The sequence below is a fragment of the Sinorhizobium medicae genome, assembly GCF_007827695.1.
Classification (GTDB): domain Bacteria; phylum Pseudomonadota; class Alphaproteobacteria; order Rhizobiales; family Rhizobiaceae; genus Sinorhizobium; species Sinorhizobium medicae.
Window position 1 is genome coordinate 198,029 of sequence record NZ_VITA01000002.1, and the last position, 17,025, is coordinate 215,053.

Below are 17,025 nucleotides of genomic sequence, written 5' to 3' on the forward strand. Positions count from 1 at the left end.
CGGCCAACATACGATGAAGCAAGTGGAATAGGACTGATAATGACGAGCATGCGGATCCCCCATCGTCGCACGATTGCGGCGGGCCCGGCCTTCGAAAGAGCTTTGGACCAGGTCCGTTGCCCCAGCACATGGCTTCGATGGTTATTCCTCGCGTTCTTTCTGGCATTTTCATCAGTAACTTTTGCCCAGGACGCAACAAAACCGGAAGCCGGCGCGCCAACCGAAGCCCAGGAAAAGACCCGGGCGGATGCGGTGCCCGAAGTGCCACCGCAAGCTTTTCCGGAGCAGCAGGCGCGTATCGATGCGTGGCAGGCGACACTGGAGCGCGTGGAGCGCGCCCTTCAGGCCGAGAGCATTGACGAGGCCACCCTGTCCGAACTGCGCAGCCAGCTCGCCAAGATCCCCGTGCAGGCTGCCGGGCTCAAGGTGAGCCTTCAGCCACGGCTGCAGGTGGTCAACCAACGCATCGATCAGTTGAAGCCGGCCGATGAGCAGGCTGCCCGAAATCAGACCGAAGCGATCAAGCTCGAGCAGGCGCAGCTGCAATCAGAGGCGGCCGGGCTGCAGGGGGTCGTGCAGCAGGCGGATCTCATCGCTCTTCGCGCGCAGCAGGATATCGATGCTATCGGTGAACGGCGGCGCGCCCTCTTTACAAGCTCCATCCTGCAGCGATCGCAAAGCCTTGCCGATCCATCCTTTTGGCTCGAACTGGCCGCCGCGACCCCGGAGACGCTCGCAAATCAGTCCCGCGTCGTCGGGCATTGGTTCGGCGTCCTGGTGGAGCGCACCGGCCGTTCGGCCGCCGGCATTCTCGTCGTTGTCGTCGGCTTCGCCGCCTTTCTCCTTTCACCGGGCCGACGCTGGCTGTCCAGGCGCACGAGCCGCGATCCTTCGGTGCTCTACCCGTCCAGGCTCGCCAAGGCGACCGCGGCAGCAGCCATCACACTTGCCAACCTCCTGATCCCGGCAATCGCCTTCTTCATGCTTTATCAGGCGATGTCCATTCTGAGGGTCCTTCCTGTCGATCTGGCGACGGTCCTCAGACCGGTTTTTTTCGGCTTGACCTTCGCATCCTTTTTTTACGGCCTTTCAATTGCTGTGCTCGCGCCCGAACGGCCGAGCTGGCGGCTCGTCGATATTACCGATGCGGCAGCCGAGCGGCTGCTCCCCGTCATCGTCGCGATGGCAGTGGTCAATGCCGGCGGCCTTGCCCTCGATGCCTTCCTGAAAGCTACCTATGCGCCCTTGTCCTTTGCCGTTGCGGCACAAGGCCTCGGCGCCATCACGCTCGGCATTCTCGCCATGGTGGCGCTCAGATTCGTGGCCCGCGAGGAAAACGACGAGGATACGCAGAGAACGAGTTCGGCCTGGCGCCTGCTCATTCCGGTGACCTGGGCGGTCGCGGCGCTGACCGTCGTTGCGCCACTCGCCGGCTTTGTAGCCTTTGGCCGCTTTGCCGCGCTGCAGATCGTCTTCACGACGGCGGTGCTGATGAGCGTGGTGCTTATGCTGCGCCTGGCGGATGAGGCGATTTCATACGGGTTTTCCGTCCAGACGCGGATCGGCGGCTTCATGCGGCAGGCGATCGGCCTCAAGATCAACACGATAAGCCAGATCGGCGTGATTCTCGCAGGTTTCGCGCGGCTGGTCGTGTTGATGATTGCCGTAATGGCTCTTCTCGCGCCGTGGGGCATCCAGTCGGAGGACCTGGTCGGCACCTTCACTTCCGCCTTTTTCGGTTTCGAGATCGCCGGCTTTTCCTTCTCGCCATCCGCCATTCTCGGCGCTATCGTCGTCTTCATCATCGTAATCGTCGCCACGCGCGGCTTCCAGAGATGGCTCGACGGCCGGCTCCTGCCGCAAACGAGCCTCGACACAGGACTGAGGACGTCGATCCACACCGGGGTCGGCTATATCGGGGCGGCGATCGCCGGGCTAGTGGCTTTCTCCTATGCGGGCTTGAACCTTCAGAACGTCGCCATCGTTGCAAGCGCACTGTCCGTGGGTATCGGTTTCGGCCTTCAGTCCATCGTCAACAATTTCGTTTCGGGTATCATTCTCCTCGCCGAACGGCCCTTCAAAGTCGGCGATCGCATCGAGGTCGGCCAGAACATGGGGATCGTCCAGCGCGTCAGCGTCAGGGCGACCCAGATCCAGACCTTCGACAATGTGACGGTGATCGTACCCAATGCCGATCTTATCAGCGGCCAGGTGGTCAACTGGATGCATGGCGACTTCTCAGCGCGCCTGAAGATTCCCGTGGGGGTCTCCTATGATTCGGACCCGGAGCAGGTAAAACGGGTGTTGCTGGAGATCGCAAAGGACAATCCACGCGTCCTGCAAATTCCGGAGCCGTTCGTTTCCTTCACCGATTTCGGAGCCGACGCCCTGCAGTTCACCTTGTTCTGCCACGTCGGCAACATCAACGCCGATGCGGGCGCGGCGAGCGATATGCGTTTCGAGATAGCGAAACGCTTTCGGGAGGAAAAAATCGAGATGCCCTTCGGCCAGCGCGACATCCATCTTCGCGACCTGGCGAGCATAGAAGGATTGGTCCGCGACCTGGTCGGCGCCCGCGCTGCCGCCCCGGCGACCGCTCCTTCTCCCGCGGCAAAAGCCGGTGCGAAGCGTAAGAAAAGCCCGGCGGATGCCGCAGACGAATGACATTGCGGCATGGAGAGCTGAGATCTCCTGATTGTGCAAGCGGCCCGCTGACCATCGAAAGCGGGCCGAAACACATATTGCGCCGTGCGTCTTATCGGACGCACAAAGGTCGCTGTAGCACTTTGATCTGCTGCATGTTTTCGTTCTTCAACCGGATCCGGTTATAGGAAAACATGCAGTAGGGGCTCGCGAGAAGGCCTACTCCGCTTTCGCTCCGCCGAGGAACTCTTCGCACCAGCTGGGGCCGCTCTGACGCTTTCGGTCGCCGACGATGCGGATCGCGCGGATAACGTAGTCCGAGGAGACGGTGAGCTGAACCGAGCAGCTCAGATACTCCGTGCGGGGGGCGGAGATCCGCTTGCCGCGTTTGCCGTCGGCGGTTTTTTCGTATTCGGCCGGGATCCTTCGCGTCTTATAGCCGCCCTTCCAGCCATAGACGGTGTTGCTGCCGGATTCGACGTCGGAGAGAGGCGGGCCGAACTGAGCGAAGAAAGGGCCGGCCGGCTGGCCGAGCCAGCGTGCCTCGACCGCGTTTCTCGTGATCCCCGTCGTTGTCGTGCATCCGGCAAGGAGCAGCCCGAAGGCGCCCGCCGTCATCATGCGGAAATTCATGTGTCTGTCCCTTAGATGTAACGTGAACCTGCGGCACGGAAGGCCGGCATCCCCCGGTTTTCCTTGCAGTCCGCCGAGGCTCTAACCCCAAAAGCCGCGAAAGAAAATCGGCTCGTGACAGCGCGGCCGAGGAAATTGGACAGCGTTGCAGAAACGCCCTATTCCGGTCATGTGGGCGCTTGCTGACGACCCGAATTTTTTGAGCGTCCAAGGGTCTTTTTTGAGTTAGGCGCTTGTGAAATCAAAAATGCTGTTCTATAGAGGCGCCGCTGGTCACGGAGTGTAGCGCAGTCTGGTAGCGCACCACGTTCGGGACGTGGGGGTCGAGTGTTCGAATCACTCCACTCCGACCAGCTGAAAAAATCCCTCACTTGTTGTTTAATCCCGGCTTTTTAGCCGGATTGCTCGCGCGGATTCAGATCTTCCTGTCCAATAGCGCAACCGCCTCGCCACAACAGGCAACGTCTCGCCAAGGGGTTACCACGCATTCTATCGTTCACAGGGAAACAGGCTGTTCTCGGAATTCCGTCTTATCGGAGTGAACAATCGGAGCGAATATGCTTGAAATGCAACCCGTGAGGCAGCGATGTCGAAGGAACCGATCTTCACACCCCGTGAAATTCTCATCTGGATAACGATCCTTGGCAGCGTGGTCGGCTATCAGCTGTGGAGCCATGCCGATCCGCAGCCACTGACGCTCGATCTCGCTACGATCGAGCGGCGCGCCTGAACGCCAATTACCCCAAATCGTCGAGATCAACGGAAGGAGCATCTGCAATCTTCCTCACGGCGAAAGGACTTCCATCCTTCTTCCCGCTCTTGCTTTCGGAGAGATACGGAGCGCTGATCCCGGCCTTTTTTGCCAGTTCCCGAGCGGCCATGCCGCGATGGGAGCGCCAGACCTTGACCGCGTTCTCGCCAGCCATACTCAGCGTTGGGAAGGACGACGAGGGTTTCGCCGCCCGGGGTGGTGATGCTCTGCGTAATAGACTCCACTATTCGTAGACGCTGTCGCGAGAGCCGATCTCGACGATGTCGAGGACAACACGTTGATCGTCCGCGATAACCCGCCAATCGCGCGGGGCACGCGTTTTCGGACCGGCCTTTCGCAAAAAGCGGGTAGCAAAAAGGGGCCTCGCGGCCCCTCTCACCATCGACGAACCTCTCGGTCAACCATCGATCGAGTCGATGATGCCCACTGCCTTGCCGGCAGAAACGCGGCGCACCTCGACATCTTCGCGGCGGCTGGCGAAAAGCTCCGTCGCCATGAGCTGATCGGCGAGGTCGGCCGGCAGCGACAGGATTACGCGGCGCTCTTCGGTGTGGATGCCGCCCAGTGCCGCGCGCTTGGCGGTGATCATGCCGCCGGCCACCGTGTTGTTGGTGTCCGGATCGATCAGGATGAAGGCACCCGTGGTACGGTTCTGCTCGTAGGTGTCGAAGATCGCCTGTTCGTCGAAGGCCAGGTGCACCTTGCCGATCGCGTTCATGGGCAGCTCGTCGGCGTGATTCCACTTGCCGCTCTTCAGCTCGAGCTGGCTCACCGGCTGCACCTGCACGCGCTGGCGCCGGCTGCCGGATTTCAGCCAATAGCGCTTGCCCGGCTGGATGCCCTCCGGCTGCAGCGCCACCAGCTGCGCGTCGAATGCAAGACCCGTCATCGGCTGGCTGTCGATCGACGCGATCACGTCGCCGCGGGAAACGTCTACCTGCCTGTCGAGCACGAGTGTGATCGCGTCGCCGGCAACTGCCGCATTGCGCACGAGATCGAAGGTGACGATCTTGGTGACATTGGCGACCATGCCGGACGGGAGGATGACGACGGAGTCCCCGGGCTTCACCGCGCCACCGGCAACAGTACCCTGATAGCCGCGGAAGCTCTCTCCCGGGCGCGACACGCGCTGCACCGGCAGGCGGAAGCCCACGGTCTGGGCTGAGCGGGTGGTGGCAAGTTCCAGAACCTCGATCAGCGTTGGGCCGTCATACCAGGGCATGGATGCGCGTCCGTCATAGACGACGTTCTCACCCCTGAGCGCCGAGACCGGAATTGCGGTGACCTGGCGCACTCCCAGCGAGAGAGCCAATTCCCGGAACTCGTGCGAGATCTGGTCGAAGCGGGCGCGGTCGTAGTTCGTCAGATCGATCTTGTTGACGGCGAGCACGAATTGGCGGATGCCCATCAGCGTCGCGATCGTCGCATGGCGCCGGGTCTGCTCCAAAAGGCCGACGCGGGCGTCGACGAGCAGCACGGCAAGGTCCGCTGTCGAGGCGCCGGTCGCCATGTTGCGCGTATACTGCTCGTGGCCGGGTGTGTCGGCGACGATGAAGGAGCGCTTGTCGGTCGCGAAATAGCGATAGGCGACGTCGATGGTGATGCCCTGTTCGCGTTCGGCCTGCAAGCCGTCGAGAAGAAGGGCGAAATCCGGGAGGCCGAGATCGTTCTGCTTGCCGCTGGAATCGCGCTGAAGACTTGCCGCCTGGTCTTCCTTGACCGCCTTGGTATCCCAGAGTAGCCGCCCGATCAGAGTCGATTTACCGTCATCGACGCTGCCGCAGGTGATGAGGCGAAGGGGGCGCGTGTCGCGCACGACCCGAGCGGTTTCCTGCACCGGGAGGGAAACGATGGTTTGGTCCAGGGCTGCGCCTGCTGCTGCCGGTGCGGTCATCAGAAATATCCTTCGCGTTTCTTCTTTTCCATCGAACCGGCCTGGTCGCGGTCGATCGCGCGGCCCTGACGTTCGGAGACGGTCGCGGTTTCAAGTTCGGCAATGATGTCGTCGAGCGTCGTCGCATTGGAGCGGATCGCGCCCGTCAGCGGGAAACAGCCGAGCGTGCGGAAGCGGATGACCTCCTCGCGCTTGACCTCGCCCGGAAGCAGTTCGAGGCGCCGATCCTCGGCGAGTATCATCATGCCGTCGCGCTCCACCACGGGGCGCTTCTTAGCAAAATAGAGCGGCACGATCGGGATCTCTTCCGCCTGGATGTAGCGCCAGATGTCGACTTCGGTCCAGTTGGACAGAGGGAAGGCGCGCACGCTCTCGCCCTTGCGGATCATGCCGTTATAGACGTTCCAGAGTTCCGGGCGCTGATTGCGCGGATCCCAGCGATGATCGGGCGTGCGGAAGGAGTAGATGCGCTCCTTGGCACGGCTTGCCTCCTCATCGCGGCGGGCGCCGCCGAATGCGGCGTCGTACTGGCCCGCGTCGAGCGCCTGGCGCAACGCTTCCGTCTTCATGATGTCCGTATAGAGCGCCGACCCATGGGTGAACGGTGTGATGTTTTCGGCTGCGCCGCGCGGATTGGTATGGGCGATGAGGTCCAGATCGTATTTCCGGACAATCTCATCGCGAAACGCGATCATCTCGCGGAACTTCCAGCCGGTGTCGACATGCAGGAGCGGAAAGGGGACGCGGCCCGGATAGAAGGCCTTGCGCGCAAGATGCAGCAGGACGGACGAATCCTTGCCGATCGAATAGAGCATCACCGGTCGCTCGAACTCGGCCGCGACCTCGCGAAAGATGTGAATCGCTTCGTTCTCCAGCGCCTTCAGATGCGGGTCGAGCGGCGGCTTGGTGCTCTGGGGATTATGCAGTTCCGTTTCCGGAAGAGTGTGGGGCATTGCTGACTCCGGGGAAGATTTTGGTCTTCGGGTGTGTCGTCTGGCGCTCAGGCCGCGTTGCTGGCATTCGGAATGATCGAGGAAGCCGCTTCCGGAACGTGCAGGCCGCATTCGCGCTTCTCGTCGTTCTCCCACCACCAGCGTCCGGCGCGCTCCGGCTCGCCGGGCTTGATGGCACGGGTGCAGGGCTCGCAACCGATCGACGGATAACCGCGACTGTGCAGCGGATTGACGGGAATGCCCTCCGCCGCGACATGGGCCTGGATCGTCTCGATGTCCCAGTCGGCGAGCGGATTGATCTTGATGAGCCCGCGCTCAGCATCGGCTTCGGCGAAAGGGGTCGTGGCACGGTTGCCCGACTGCCCGCGGCGCAGGCCCGTGATCCAGTAGCTTGCCCCGTCGAGCGCGCGCGCAAGCGGCTTCAGCTTGCGCACGCCGCAACAGGCATGCCGGGCTTCGACGCTTTCGTAAAAACCGTTCATGCCGTGTTGCGCCACATAGGCGTCGATGTCGGCTTTTTCGGGATAATAGCGCTTGATGAGGATACCATAGGTTTCCTCGGTCTTGTCGATCAGGGCCACTGTCTCGTTGAAGAGGCGGCCCGTCTTCAACGTCGCAACTTGGATGTCGAGATGATCGCCGCCGATCGCGGCGGTAATGACCTGGTCCTCTATGCCGAGCGAGGTGGTGAAGACCGCACGGCCTGCGAGCCCGGCCACGAGCGCCAGCCGTCCGGCAAGATCCAGATCCGCGAGCCTGTCGTTCAGGACCTTTGCTTCGGCTTCGAAGGCCGCCACTTCTGCTTTGAGGGATTGCGTCGTCATGGCTGCATCCTGTTGCAATTTGCACGGAATATGGCAGCCGTTCGTGTCAATGGACAGAAAAACGGATTTCTATTGCTCAAGGATCAGAGCAAATATCTCTCTGATCCATAAAGTTCTAAGAAAACCTAGTAATTCAGTAGATTACTTTCTGCGATTAACGGGACCGCCTGTCTGCGCCCGTGGTGTTGCCGTTCAACAATCGTTGAATGCTCTGTCCGTTTGCTGCGCGTGCTCCACTTTCAGACTGACCCAGTGAGCCCACGAAAGGAGACACGATATGACAAAATCCTTGCCGTCCCGCATTTTGGCTGGAGTGGCTCTCGGCCTTCTTCTCGTGACGGGCGCCGCCGCGCATCACGGTTGGTCCTGGGCGGAGGCCGATCAGGTAGAGCTTTCAGGAACGATCCTCGAGATCGCGATGGCGCCGCCGCATCCGACTCTTCGGGTCGAGACGCAGAATGACGGCACCTGGCGGGTCGAACTCGGCAACCCGCGGCTCACCGAGCGGTCCGGCTTTGTGGAAGGGGTTGCCAAGGCCGGCGATCCGATCGTGGTTCTCGGCAACCGCTCGCTCGACCGAAACGAAAAGAGGATGAAGGCCGTTCGGATCACCGTTGCCGGAAAGGTCTACGATATCTATTCGGAGCGCATTCGGACGAACTGATGGAGGAGGCGCTGACATGGATCGGGGCGCTGCCCGTCGCCGGGGCGATACGGCGCTCCGCAGTGCTCTATATTTTCGTGAATGCCGCCCACATACTCTCGATCGGGATCATCGTCGGTTCGATCCTGCCGCTCGACCTGCGGCTGCTCGGCTTCTTTCCCGACGTGCCGGTCGGAGTGATCGGACCCTATCTTTCGCGCGCGGCGGCAATCGGCATCGCGTCCGCCATGGCCACGGGCCTCTGCCTCTTCAGCGTTCGTCCGGTTGAATATGCCGGCAACCCTGCATTCCTGACGAAGATGACGCTGCTGGCGATTGGCGTCCTCAACGCCGTCCTATTGCACATGACGCCGCAATGGCGCGATGCCGTCAAAGGCGGGCCGCTCTCCCTGAGCGTCCGAGTTTCGGCACTGCTTTCCATGTCGATCTGGACCGGCGCGGTCCTTTCCGGCCGCTGGATAGGCTTCCTGTCCGAGTGATCCTACCGATCGCTCACCGCCCAGCGCGGATTGATCCAGGGTTCCTGGTTGGAACGGGCGAGAGGCTGCTTCCCGAGGATGTGGTCGGCGGCCTTTTCGCCGGTCATGATCGAGGGAGCGTTCAGATTGCCATAGGTGATATGCGGGAAAATCGAGGAATCGGCAACGCGAAGGCCATCGACACCGATGACGCGGGTTTCCGGGTCGACCACGGCCATCGGGTCGTCCTTCGCGCCCATCTTGCAGGTGCCGCAGGGGTGATAGGCGCTTTCGAGATGCTCGCGCAGAAAGGCGTCGATCTCCTCGTCGGTCCGGACCTTCTCGCCCGGCTGGATTTCCGGGCCACGATAGAGGTCGAACGCCTTCTGGCCGAAAATCTCGCGGGTCAGCCGCACGCAATGGCGAAACTTCTCCCAGTCCTCGGGATGGCTCATATAGTTGAAGCGGATCACCGGGTCGGCTTTCGGATCGGACGAGCGAAGCGTGACGTCGCCGCGCGACTTGGAGAGATTGTAGCCGACATGCACCTGGAAGCCGTGCGACTTCGCTGCCGCCTTGCCGTCATAACTGATGGCGACGGGAAGGAAATGATACTGGATGTCCGGCTGTTTGACGCCGGGCGCCGAGCGCAGGAAGGCGCAGGACTCGAACTGGTTGGAAATGCCGAGGCCTCTTTTGAAGAAGAGCCATTGTGCCCCGGCAACGCCCTGCCAGAACCATGGCAGCCAAGAATATAGCGAAACCGGCTTGGTGCTCACCTGCTGGAAATAGAATTCCATGTGGTCCTGCAGGTTCTGGCCGACGCCGGGCCGGTCGGCCTTCACGTCGATGCCCATCTCCTGCAAATGCGCGGCGGGGCCGATGCCGGAGAGCATCAGGAGCTTCGGCGAGTTGAAGGAGGAGGCGGAGACGATCACCTCGCGATTGGCCCTGACGACCTCGGTGCGGCCGCCGCGCTCGATCTCCACGCCGGTCGCCCGGCCGTTCTCGATAACGATCTTGCGGGCGAAGCACCGGACGAGCTCGACATTCGGGCGCTTGAGCGCTGGCCTCAAATAGGCGGATGCGGCCGACCAGCGGCGGCCCCGCCATGTCGTCTGCTCCATCAACCCGAACCCTTCCTGCTTCGAGCCGTTGTAGTCCTCCGTGACCTCGAAGCCGGCCTGCTTTCCGGCCTCGATGAAGGCGTGGAAAAGGGGATTCTTGACCGGGCCGCGCTGCACGTGCAGCGGTCCGTCGGTGCCGCGCCAACCCTCCTCGCCCCCGTGCGAATGCTCCATCCGCTTGTAATAGGGCAGCACGTCCGCATAGGCCCAGCCTTTTGCGCCGAGTTCTTCCCACCGGTCGAAGTCTTCCGAGTGCCCGCGGACATAGACCATGCCGTTGATCGAAGAGGAGCCGCCGATCACCTTGCCGCGCGGCGCGGTGATGCGCCGGTTGTTGAGGTTCGGCTCGGGTTCGGAGAGGTAGCCCCAATTATAACGGTTCATGCTCATCGGCCAGGCCAGCGCCGCCGGCATCTGAATGAACGGGCCGACGTCCGAGCCGCCGAATTCGAGCACGACGACCGAATTCGCGCCGTCTTCCGACAGGCGATAGGCGAGGGCCGAGCCCGCCGAGCCGGAACCGATGATGACGAAATCTGCCTGCATGAGTGTGGGTCTTTCTTCTATGTCTTTATCCGTGACCGCGGCTTATTTCTTCTCCGTCATTCCTGTGCTCGTCACAGGAATCCAGCCAAGCGGCGTCTGTCGCTTGGAAATACTCTTTCGCGCCACCCACGTGACGTTGCTGGATCCCCGGAACTCGCTTCCCTCGCCCGAGGATGAGGGATCAAGAGAACTGATCTTCAATACGGCGCCTCGACCGGTCCCATGCCGACATAGACGGTCTTGAGCTCGGTATAGTGTTTGAGCGCTTCGGCTGAATTCTCGCGCCCGAAGCCGGACTGCTTGGATCCGCCGAACGGAATCTCGACCGGGCAGAGATTATAGGTGTTGATCCAGAGCGTTCCGGCCTCCAGCCGGTCGACGACGCGATGGGCGCGGGTGAGGTCGGCGGTGAAGACGCCGGCGGAGAGGCCGAATTCGGTGGCGTTGGCGCGTGCGACGACCTCCGCCTCGTCATCGAAATCAAGCACGCACATGACCGGGCCGAAGATTTCTTCGCGCGCGATGGTCATCTCGTCGGTGACATCGGCAAAGACCGTCGGCTGGATATAGGTGCCTTCGGCGCTCACATTGTTGGGGATGCCGCCGCCGGTCACGAGCCGCGCGCCCTCCGATTTGCCTTTCTCGATATAAGAGAAGACCTTGTCACGCTGCGCCGTGGATACCATCGGCCCGAGCTGCGTCGCCTCGTCCATCGGGTCCCCGATGACGATCGCATCGGTACGCTCCTTCAGCCGCGCCAGGAAGGATTGCTTTATCTTCTTCTGAACGAAGACGCGCGTGCCGTTGGAGCAGACCTGACCGGTCGAATAGAAATTGCCGAGCATGGCGCCGCCGATCGCGCTTTCGAGATCGGCATCGTCGAAGACGATCAGCGGCGACTTGCCCCCGAGCTCCATCGTGACGTGGCGAAGTCCGGCCGCGGCCGCCTCATAGACCTTGCGGCCGGTCGGCACCGAGCCGGTCAGCGATACCTTGGCGACGTCAGGATGATTGACGAGGAGGGGTCCAGTCGATCGGTCGCCCTGAACGACGTTGTACAGGCCCTTCGGCAGACCCGCTTCGATCAGGATTTCGGCGATCTTCAGCGCGCCGAGAGGCGTGTTCTCCGACGGCTTGAACACCATCGAATTGCCGGCGACGAGGGCAGGCGCACCCTTCCAACAGGCGATCTGCTGCGGATAGTTCCAGGCGCCGATGCCGACACAGACGCCGAGAGGTACCCGCTTCGTATAGGCGAAATCGCCGCCGAGCGGGATATAATCGCCATTGAGGGCGGCCGGGGCGATACCCCCGAAGAACTCGAAGCTGTCGGCGCCCGAGGTCGGGTCGGCGACGATGGTTTCCTGGATGGGCTTGCCCGTGTCGAGCGTCTCTAGTTCGGAGAGCTCCCGGTTGCGCTCGCGCATGATCTCGGCGGCCCGCTTCAGGATGCGGCCGCGAGCCGTCGGGCTCATCGCCGCCCATTCCGGCTGCGCCCGCTTGGCCGCGGCGATCGCCTTCTCGACGATTGCGGGCGTTGCAGCATAGAGGCGGGCGATCACTTCGCCGGTCGCCGGATAGATGCTTTCGATCACCGTGCCGGCGGCGTCCTCGACATATTCGCCGTCGATGAAGTGCGAGGCTTTCGGTTGGGCTCTCATCTCATTCTCCTCGCGGATAGCGTTTGGATTCCTCGAGATTGTCGAGGTTCATGTGATTGCGCATGTAGCGCTCCGAAGCTTTCTGCAGCGGCTGGTGGTCCCAGGGATAGTAGGCGCCGTTTCGAAGCGCTTCGTAGACCACCCAACGCCGGGCCTGGCTTTCGCGCACGGAGGCATCGAAGGCCTCCATGTCCCAATGCGCAGCGCGCATGTCTCGGAAGGCCGTGAGCGTCGCCTGGTCGACCGGGCCGCGCGGCTTTTCAGCGAGGTTGCTGAGTTCCAGCGGGTCTGCCTCCAGGTCGAACAACTGCTCCGGATCGAGCGTGCAGTAAACATATTTCCACTTGCCCTCGCGGATGGCGACCAGCGGCGCATGGGAGGCTTCGGCGGCATATTCCATCAGCACCGGCTGCGTGCGCTCGACGCCGTTGACCATCGGCACGAGGCTGACGCCGTCGGTCCAGGGTCCCACTTCCTCGAGCGAGATGCCGGCGAGATCCGCAAGCGTCGGCGTCACGTCGAGGTTGGAGGTCGGTGTCAGATGGAGGCCCGGCGCGATGCCGGGTCCGGCAATCATCAGCGGCACGCGCGCTGAGCCTTCGAAAAAGTTCATCTTGAACCAGAGGCCGCGCTCGCCGAGCATGTCGCCGTGGTCCGAACAGAAGAGGATGAGCGTGTCGTCCAGCATCCGCGTCCGTGTGAGCGTATCGATCAATTCGCCGACCTTCTCGTCGAGATAGGAGATGTTGGCGAAATAGGCGCGGCGCGAGCGGCGGACATTTTCTTCGGTCACGTCGAAATTCCGGTAGTCGCAGGAGAGCATGATGCGTTGCGAATGCGAGTCCTGCTTGTCGAGCGGGATGGCTTCGACCTCGGGCGTGAGGTGCTCGCAATCCTCGTAGAGGTCCCAGAATTTCCTTCGCGCGACATAGGGGTCGTGCGGGTGTGTGAAGGAGACGGTGAGGCACCAGGGGCGCCGGCTTTCGTCGTCGTTTTCTCGCGAAAGCTGGTAGAGCTTCTGGTTTGCGAGGAACGCGACCTCGTCGTCATATTCCATCTGGTTGGTGATTTCGGCGACACCCGCTCCGGTTACGGAGCCAAGATTGTGATACCACCAGTCGATTCGCTCGCCGGGCTTCCGGTAGTCCGGTGTCCAGCCGAAATCGGCCGGATAGATATCGGTCGTCAGCCGCTCCTCGAAACCATGCAACTGGTCCGGGCCGACGAAGTGCATCTTGCCGGAAAGCGCCGTGTAGTACCCGGCCCGGCGCAGGTGATGCGCGTAGGTCGGGATCGAGGACTGGTACTCGGCCGCATTGTCGTAAACCCGCGTGCGGCTCGGCAACTGGCCCGCCATGAAGGACGCGCGGGCGGGGGCACACAGGGGCGACGAGGTGTAGTTGTTGCGAAAGCGTGCCGATCGCTTGGCCAGCGCCTTCAGGTTGGGCGCATGCAGGAAGTCGGCAGGCCCGTCCGGAAAGAGCTTTCCGTTCAACTGGTCCACCATGATGATCAGAATGTTTGGCTTCCCGGTGGTCACTTGTCGGTTCCTCAATGGTTCGAATTCTTGCAAGTTTCGCTTGTTTCGAGTGGAAACTACCCCTCTCCTCGAGTTAAACCCGAGGAGAGGGGTAGTCCCCACCACCCGCCTTCAAATGCGCATTCACATAGTCTTCCGTGAGCGCGATCGAGGCTTCGATGCTGATCGGCGCCGATTTCAAACTTTGCCGGATGTAGAGCCCGTCGATCATCGCAGCGGTGCCCTCGGCAATGCGCTCTGCGTCATCTGCGGCGCAGAGCGTTCTCAGGCCTGCTAGCAGGTTGGAGCGCAGCCGGCGTGCATAGATGACGAGCAGGCGCCGCACTTCCTCCGAACGTTGCGCTTCCGAATAGAAGGCGAGCCAGGCTGCGACCGTCTCCGGCGCGAATTGATCGGCGCGGAAGCTCACCCGGATCAGTGCACTCACCTGCTCGCGCGGCGTCGTCGCAGCCTTCATCGCGCTTATCGCATCGTCGCGCAATTTGCCGAGAAGGCTGCGGATGGTGGCGATCAGCAACTGGTCCTTGCTGCCGAAATAATGATGCGCAAGGGCGGGCGAGACCCCGGCGGTCCGCGCGATCTCGGACATGGTGACGGCAAGCGTACCCTGATCGCCAATCACGCGCAGCGCCGCGTCCACAAGCGCCTTTCGGCGTACCGGCTCCATTCCGATCTTCGGCATGTTCGAAACCCCTCTGCCCGACAGTTTATTTTTGATTGATCCGTCAATCAATAACAATTCTTTCGTTTTGCCTTTCTTTTTTCTCGGAAATCCGGCTCACTCATCGGGAAGCGTCCACGCTCATGAGCAGACTGGAGGTTGAAATGGCTCAGGCATTCGATCCCGCAGGCAGGGAGGCGGTGGCCCGCAAATGGGTATGGTTCGTCGCCCTTGGCGTCCTTCTGATCATGTGCGGCGGCATCGCCTTCGGAAACCTGCTGATGGCAACGGTCGCCTCGGTCTATTACGTCGGCCTCATCATGCTCATTGGCGGCCTGCTCAATCTCGCCCATGCCTTTCAGGTCAAGAACTGGGGAAGCGTCCTCTACTGGATCATGAGCGGCGCCTTCTATGCGGGCGCGGGCCTCTTCGCCTTCATCAATCCGGTGCTCGCCTCATCGATATTGACCTTCCTTCTGGCCGTGGCGCTGATTGCCGCCGGTTGCTTCCGCATGTGGGTCGGCTTCAGGCTCCGGCCACTCGGGGGTTGGGGCTGGATGGTCATCGGCGGCCTCGTCACGCTGCTCGCCGGGCTGATCATCGCCGCCGGTTGGCCAGTCGACAGCCTCTGGATTCTGGGCCTTTTCCTGGCGGTCGATCTTGTCATGCAGGGGCTCGCCTCGATCGCATTCGGCGTTCTCGCAAGGGGCTGACCGGACCTCTTCCGAACCTTCATGAAACTTTCATCTTCGCGAAAGATTTCATTGACTATTGGCTCCGATGCTGGCGCGCGTTTGTGTGTCCTTTCCCTGGAGCCCGGTATGTCGGCCGCCCCCGCAGAAGTCCTGTCGCTCCGCCGCTTCGGCGACGACCAAATCGTGACGCTTGCCAAACTCGTCATCGAAAATGCCCTGCAGCCGATCGTAGAAGCGACGACCGGGGCGGTGTTCGGCTATGAATCCCTGATGCGCGGCTTCGAACGGCTGGGGTTTGCCTCACCGGTCGAACTGCTCGACAGGGCGGAGAGCGCGGGGCAGTTGCTGGCGCTCGAGCACCTGATCAACAGCCGCGCCGTCGCCGCCTTCGCGAACCTTCCCGATTTCTCGGCGCGTACGCTCTTCCTCAATTTCGATGCACGGCTCGTCGGCGACGAGGGGGACATCGTCGATCGCCTCGTCAACCACTTGAAGCGTGCGAATATCCCGCCATCCTCCCTTTGCTTCGAACTCTCGGAACGATTCGACAGCAGCAATATGCCGGACTTTTCGGTGCTCGTGCGGCAACTGCGGCTTGCCGGCTTCAAGCTCGCGATCGACGACTTCGGCGCCGGGTTCAACGGCCTGAAGCTGCTCTGCGATCAGCCGGTAGATTATGTCAAGATCGACCGGCATTTCGTCTCTGGCATCGACAAGGACCCACGCAAACGTCACCTCGTTCGCCACACGGTCAACATGGCCCACGTACTCGGGACCCGGGTGATCGCCGAGGGTGTGGAAACGGAGTCGGAGTTTCTCGTTTGCCGCGATTTGGGTTGCGATCTCATGCAGGGCTATTTCATCGCCCGGCCGACGACGCACCTCACGGAACTGCAGGCCGTCTATTCCCATCTCGAGCCGGTGGGCAGCATCCGGCGGGCCTCCTCGACGCTCGACAGCATCCTGATCCGGAAGGAAATCGAGCAGCTTCCGGCGGCGAGGGAGAGCGACGACCTCGATTCCGTGTTCGACCTTTTCCGGCTCAATCCGCGACAGGCTTTCTTTCCGGTGCTGAATGCCAATGGAGAACCCCGCGGCATCCTGCACGAATACCACGTCAAGGAGATGATCTATCATCCCTTCGGTCGCGACCTCCTGAAAAACCGCATCTATCAGCGCCGCATCTCGCATTTCGTAACGCCCGCGCCGATCGCCGACCTCGATACGCCCGCGGACGAAATGCTCAAGATTTTCGCAGGCATGGATGGTAGCGATTGTGTCATCCTGACGGAGAACATGCGCTATGCCGGGATTCTCTCGGCTTCGTCGCTCCTGAAGATCATCAACGAGAAGCAGCTGAAGATGGCACAGGAGCAGAATCCGTTGACTGGCCTTCCCGGCAATCGGGCGATCCGCGATTACGTCCAGCATGCAGTCCTGGACGGCGACCGGGCCCGCTATTTCTGCTATTGCGATTTTGACGACTTCAAGCCCTTCAACGACACCTACGGCTTTCAGAAGGGAGATCTCGCGATCACCCTCTTTGCGGCGCTTCTGCGGCGTCATTTCATCGGCGAGGAAAAGTTCCTGGGTCACGTTGGAGGCGACGATTTCTTCATCGGTATCGACGGTTGTACCGAGGAAGAGATCCGGGCCGTCCTTAGACGTCTGATCGACGATTTCCGTTCGGACGTCCGCCAACTCTATTCGCCCGAGCATGTGTCGGCGGGACGGATCAGCGGATATGGTCGCGATGGAGTGACAAAGGATTTTCCCCTGATGCGCTGTTCCATCGCCGTCCTCGTGCTGCCGGAAGGCCTTGTGCTCTCGGATGGCCAGGCTGTCAGCAAGCGGATCGCGGAGATAAAGACGCGCGCCAAGGAAAGCGACAATGGCGTCGTGCTGGAGCCGCTCGACCGTACCTGAGCGGATGGATGCGAGGCGATCTTTCCCG

Annotated in this window: 15 protein-coding genes and 1 tRNA gene; 7 read left to right on the forward strand and 9 right to left on the reverse strand. The window is 61.6% G+C overall.

All coding sequences use genetic code 11. The features are described 5' to 3' along the window. Positions 1-39 precede the first annotated feature (39 nt). Complete coding sequence (locus FB009_RS04240) at positions 40-2,664, forward strand: mechanosensitive ion channel family protein (protein ID WP_127580382.1); 2,625 nt, start codon at positions 40-42, stop codon at positions 2,662-2,664. A 198-nt stretch (positions 2,665-2,862) separates the two neighbouring features. On the opposite strand, the gene FB009_RS04245 is transcribed toward FB009_RS04240, so the two are convergent. Beyond that, entirely contained in the window at positions 2,863-3,276 is a 414-nt protein-coding gene (locus FB009_RS04245; RefSeq protein WP_011974756.1) for a hypothetical protein, read from the reverse strand. Between the two features lie 276 nt (positions 3,277-3,552). On the opposite strand from FB009_RS04245, the gene FB009_RS04250 reads away from it, so the two are divergent. Further along, positions 3,553-3,629, forward strand: a tRNA-Pro gene (locus tag FB009_RS04250). Between the two features lie 233 nt (positions 3,630-3,862). Then, the gene (locus tag FB009_RS04255) at positions 3,863-4,006 is read left to right on the forward strand and encodes a hypothetical protein (RefSeq protein WP_011974757.1); all 144 of its coding nucleotides are present in this window, start codon (positions 3,863-3,865) and stop codon (positions 4,004-4,006) included. A gap of 7 nt (positions 4,007-4,013) precedes the next feature. On the opposite strand, the gene FB009_RS33740 is transcribed toward FB009_RS04255, so the two are convergent. The 4 genes from FB009_RS33740 to FB009_RS04275 all read right to left on the reverse strand — a co-directional run bounded on the left by FB009_RS33740 (position 4,014) and on the right by FB009_RS04275 (position 7,719). Further along, positions 4,014-4,202: a helix-turn-helix domain-containing protein gene (locus tag FB009_RS33740; RefSeq protein WP_011974758.1), complete on the reverse strand. Its 189-nt coding sequence runs from the start codon at positions 4,200-4,202 to the stop codon at positions 4,014-4,016. Between the two features lie 243 nt (positions 4,203-4,445). Then, on the reverse strand, positions 4,446-5,942 hold the full coding sequence (gene cysN / locus FB009_RS04265; protein WP_018208802.1) for a sulfate adenylyltransferase subunit CysN: 1,497 nt from the start codon (positions 5,940-5,942) through the stop codon (positions 4,446-4,448). Further along, positions 5,942-6,895 carry a sulfate adenylyltransferase subunit CysD gene (gene cysD, locus FB009_RS04270; protein WP_011974760.1) on the reverse strand — a complete coding sequence of 318 codons (954 nt, stop codon included), beginning with the start codon at positions 6,893-6,895 and terminating at the stop codon, positions 5,942-5,944. Before cysD ends, cysN begins: the two co-directional genes overlap by 1 nt. A gap of 47 nt (positions 6,896-6,942) precedes the next feature. After that, positions 6,943-7,719 carry a phosphoadenylyl-sulfate reductase gene (locus tag FB009_RS04275; protein WP_011974761.1) on the reverse strand — a complete coding sequence of 259 codons (777 nt, stop codon included), beginning with the start codon at positions 7,717-7,719 and terminating at the stop codon, positions 6,943-6,945. A 277-nt stretch (positions 7,720-7,996) separates the two neighbouring features. Between FB009_RS04275 and FB009_RS04280 the strand changes: the two genes are divergently transcribed. Both FB009_RS04280 and FB009_RS04285 read left to right on the forward strand, forming a co-directional pair. Further along, positions 7,997-8,383, forward strand: coding sequence for a DUF6152 family protein (locus FB009_RS04280; protein ID WP_011974762.1), 387 nt, complete (start codon positions 7,997-7,999; stop codon positions 8,381-8,383). Beyond that, entirely contained in the window at positions 8,383-8,862 is a 480-nt protein-coding gene (locus FB009_RS04285) for a DUF6644 family protein (protein WP_011974763.1), read from the forward strand. Before FB009_RS04280 ends, FB009_RS04285 begins: the two co-directional genes overlap by 1 nt. Before the next feature lie 2 nt (positions 8,863-8,864). Here the strand turns inward: FB009_RS04285 and betA are convergent, their stop codons facing one another. From betA to betI, 4 genes are all read right to left on the reverse strand, one after another. Continuing rightward, positions 8,865-10,514 carry a choline dehydrogenase gene (gene betA / locus FB009_RS04290; protein WP_011974764.1) on the reverse strand — a complete coding sequence of 550 codons (1,650 nt, stop codon included), beginning with the start codon at positions 10,512-10,514 and terminating at the stop codon, positions 8,865-8,867. Positions 10,515-10,711: 197 nt separating this feature from the next. After that, positions 10,712-12,175 (reverse strand): betaine-aldehyde dehydrogenase, encoded by a 1,464-nt coding sequence (betB, locus tag FB009_RS04295; RefSeq protein WP_011974765.1) that lies wholly within the window; start codon positions 12,173-12,175, stop codon positions 10,712-10,714. Between the two features lies 1 nt (position 12,176). Then, positions 12,177-13,715, reverse strand: a complete 1,539-nt coding sequence (betC, locus tag FB009_RS04300) for a choline-sulfatase (RefSeq protein WP_011974766.1) — start codon at positions 13,713-13,715, stop codon at positions 12,177-12,179. Positions 13,716-13,788: 73 nt separating this feature from the next. After that, positions 13,789-14,397, reverse strand: a complete 609-nt coding sequence (gene betI, locus FB009_RS04305) for a transcriptional regulator BetI (protein WP_011974767.1) — start codon at positions 14,395-14,397, stop codon at positions 13,789-13,791. A gap of 143 nt (positions 14,398-14,540) precedes the next feature. On the opposite strand from betI, the gene FB009_RS04310 reads away from it, so the two are divergent. Beyond that, positions 14,541-15,089, forward strand: coding sequence for an HdeD family acid-resistance protein (locus FB009_RS04310; RefSeq protein WP_011974768.1), 549 nt, complete (start codon positions 14,541-14,543; stop codon positions 15,087-15,089). Between the two features lie 108 nt (positions 15,090-15,197). Beyond that, entirely contained in the window at positions 15,198-16,997 is a 1,800-nt protein-coding gene (locus tag FB009_RS04315; protein WP_011974769.1) for a GGDEF domain-containing protein, read from the forward strand. The last annotated feature ends 28 nt before the right edge of the window (positions 16,998-17,025 follow it).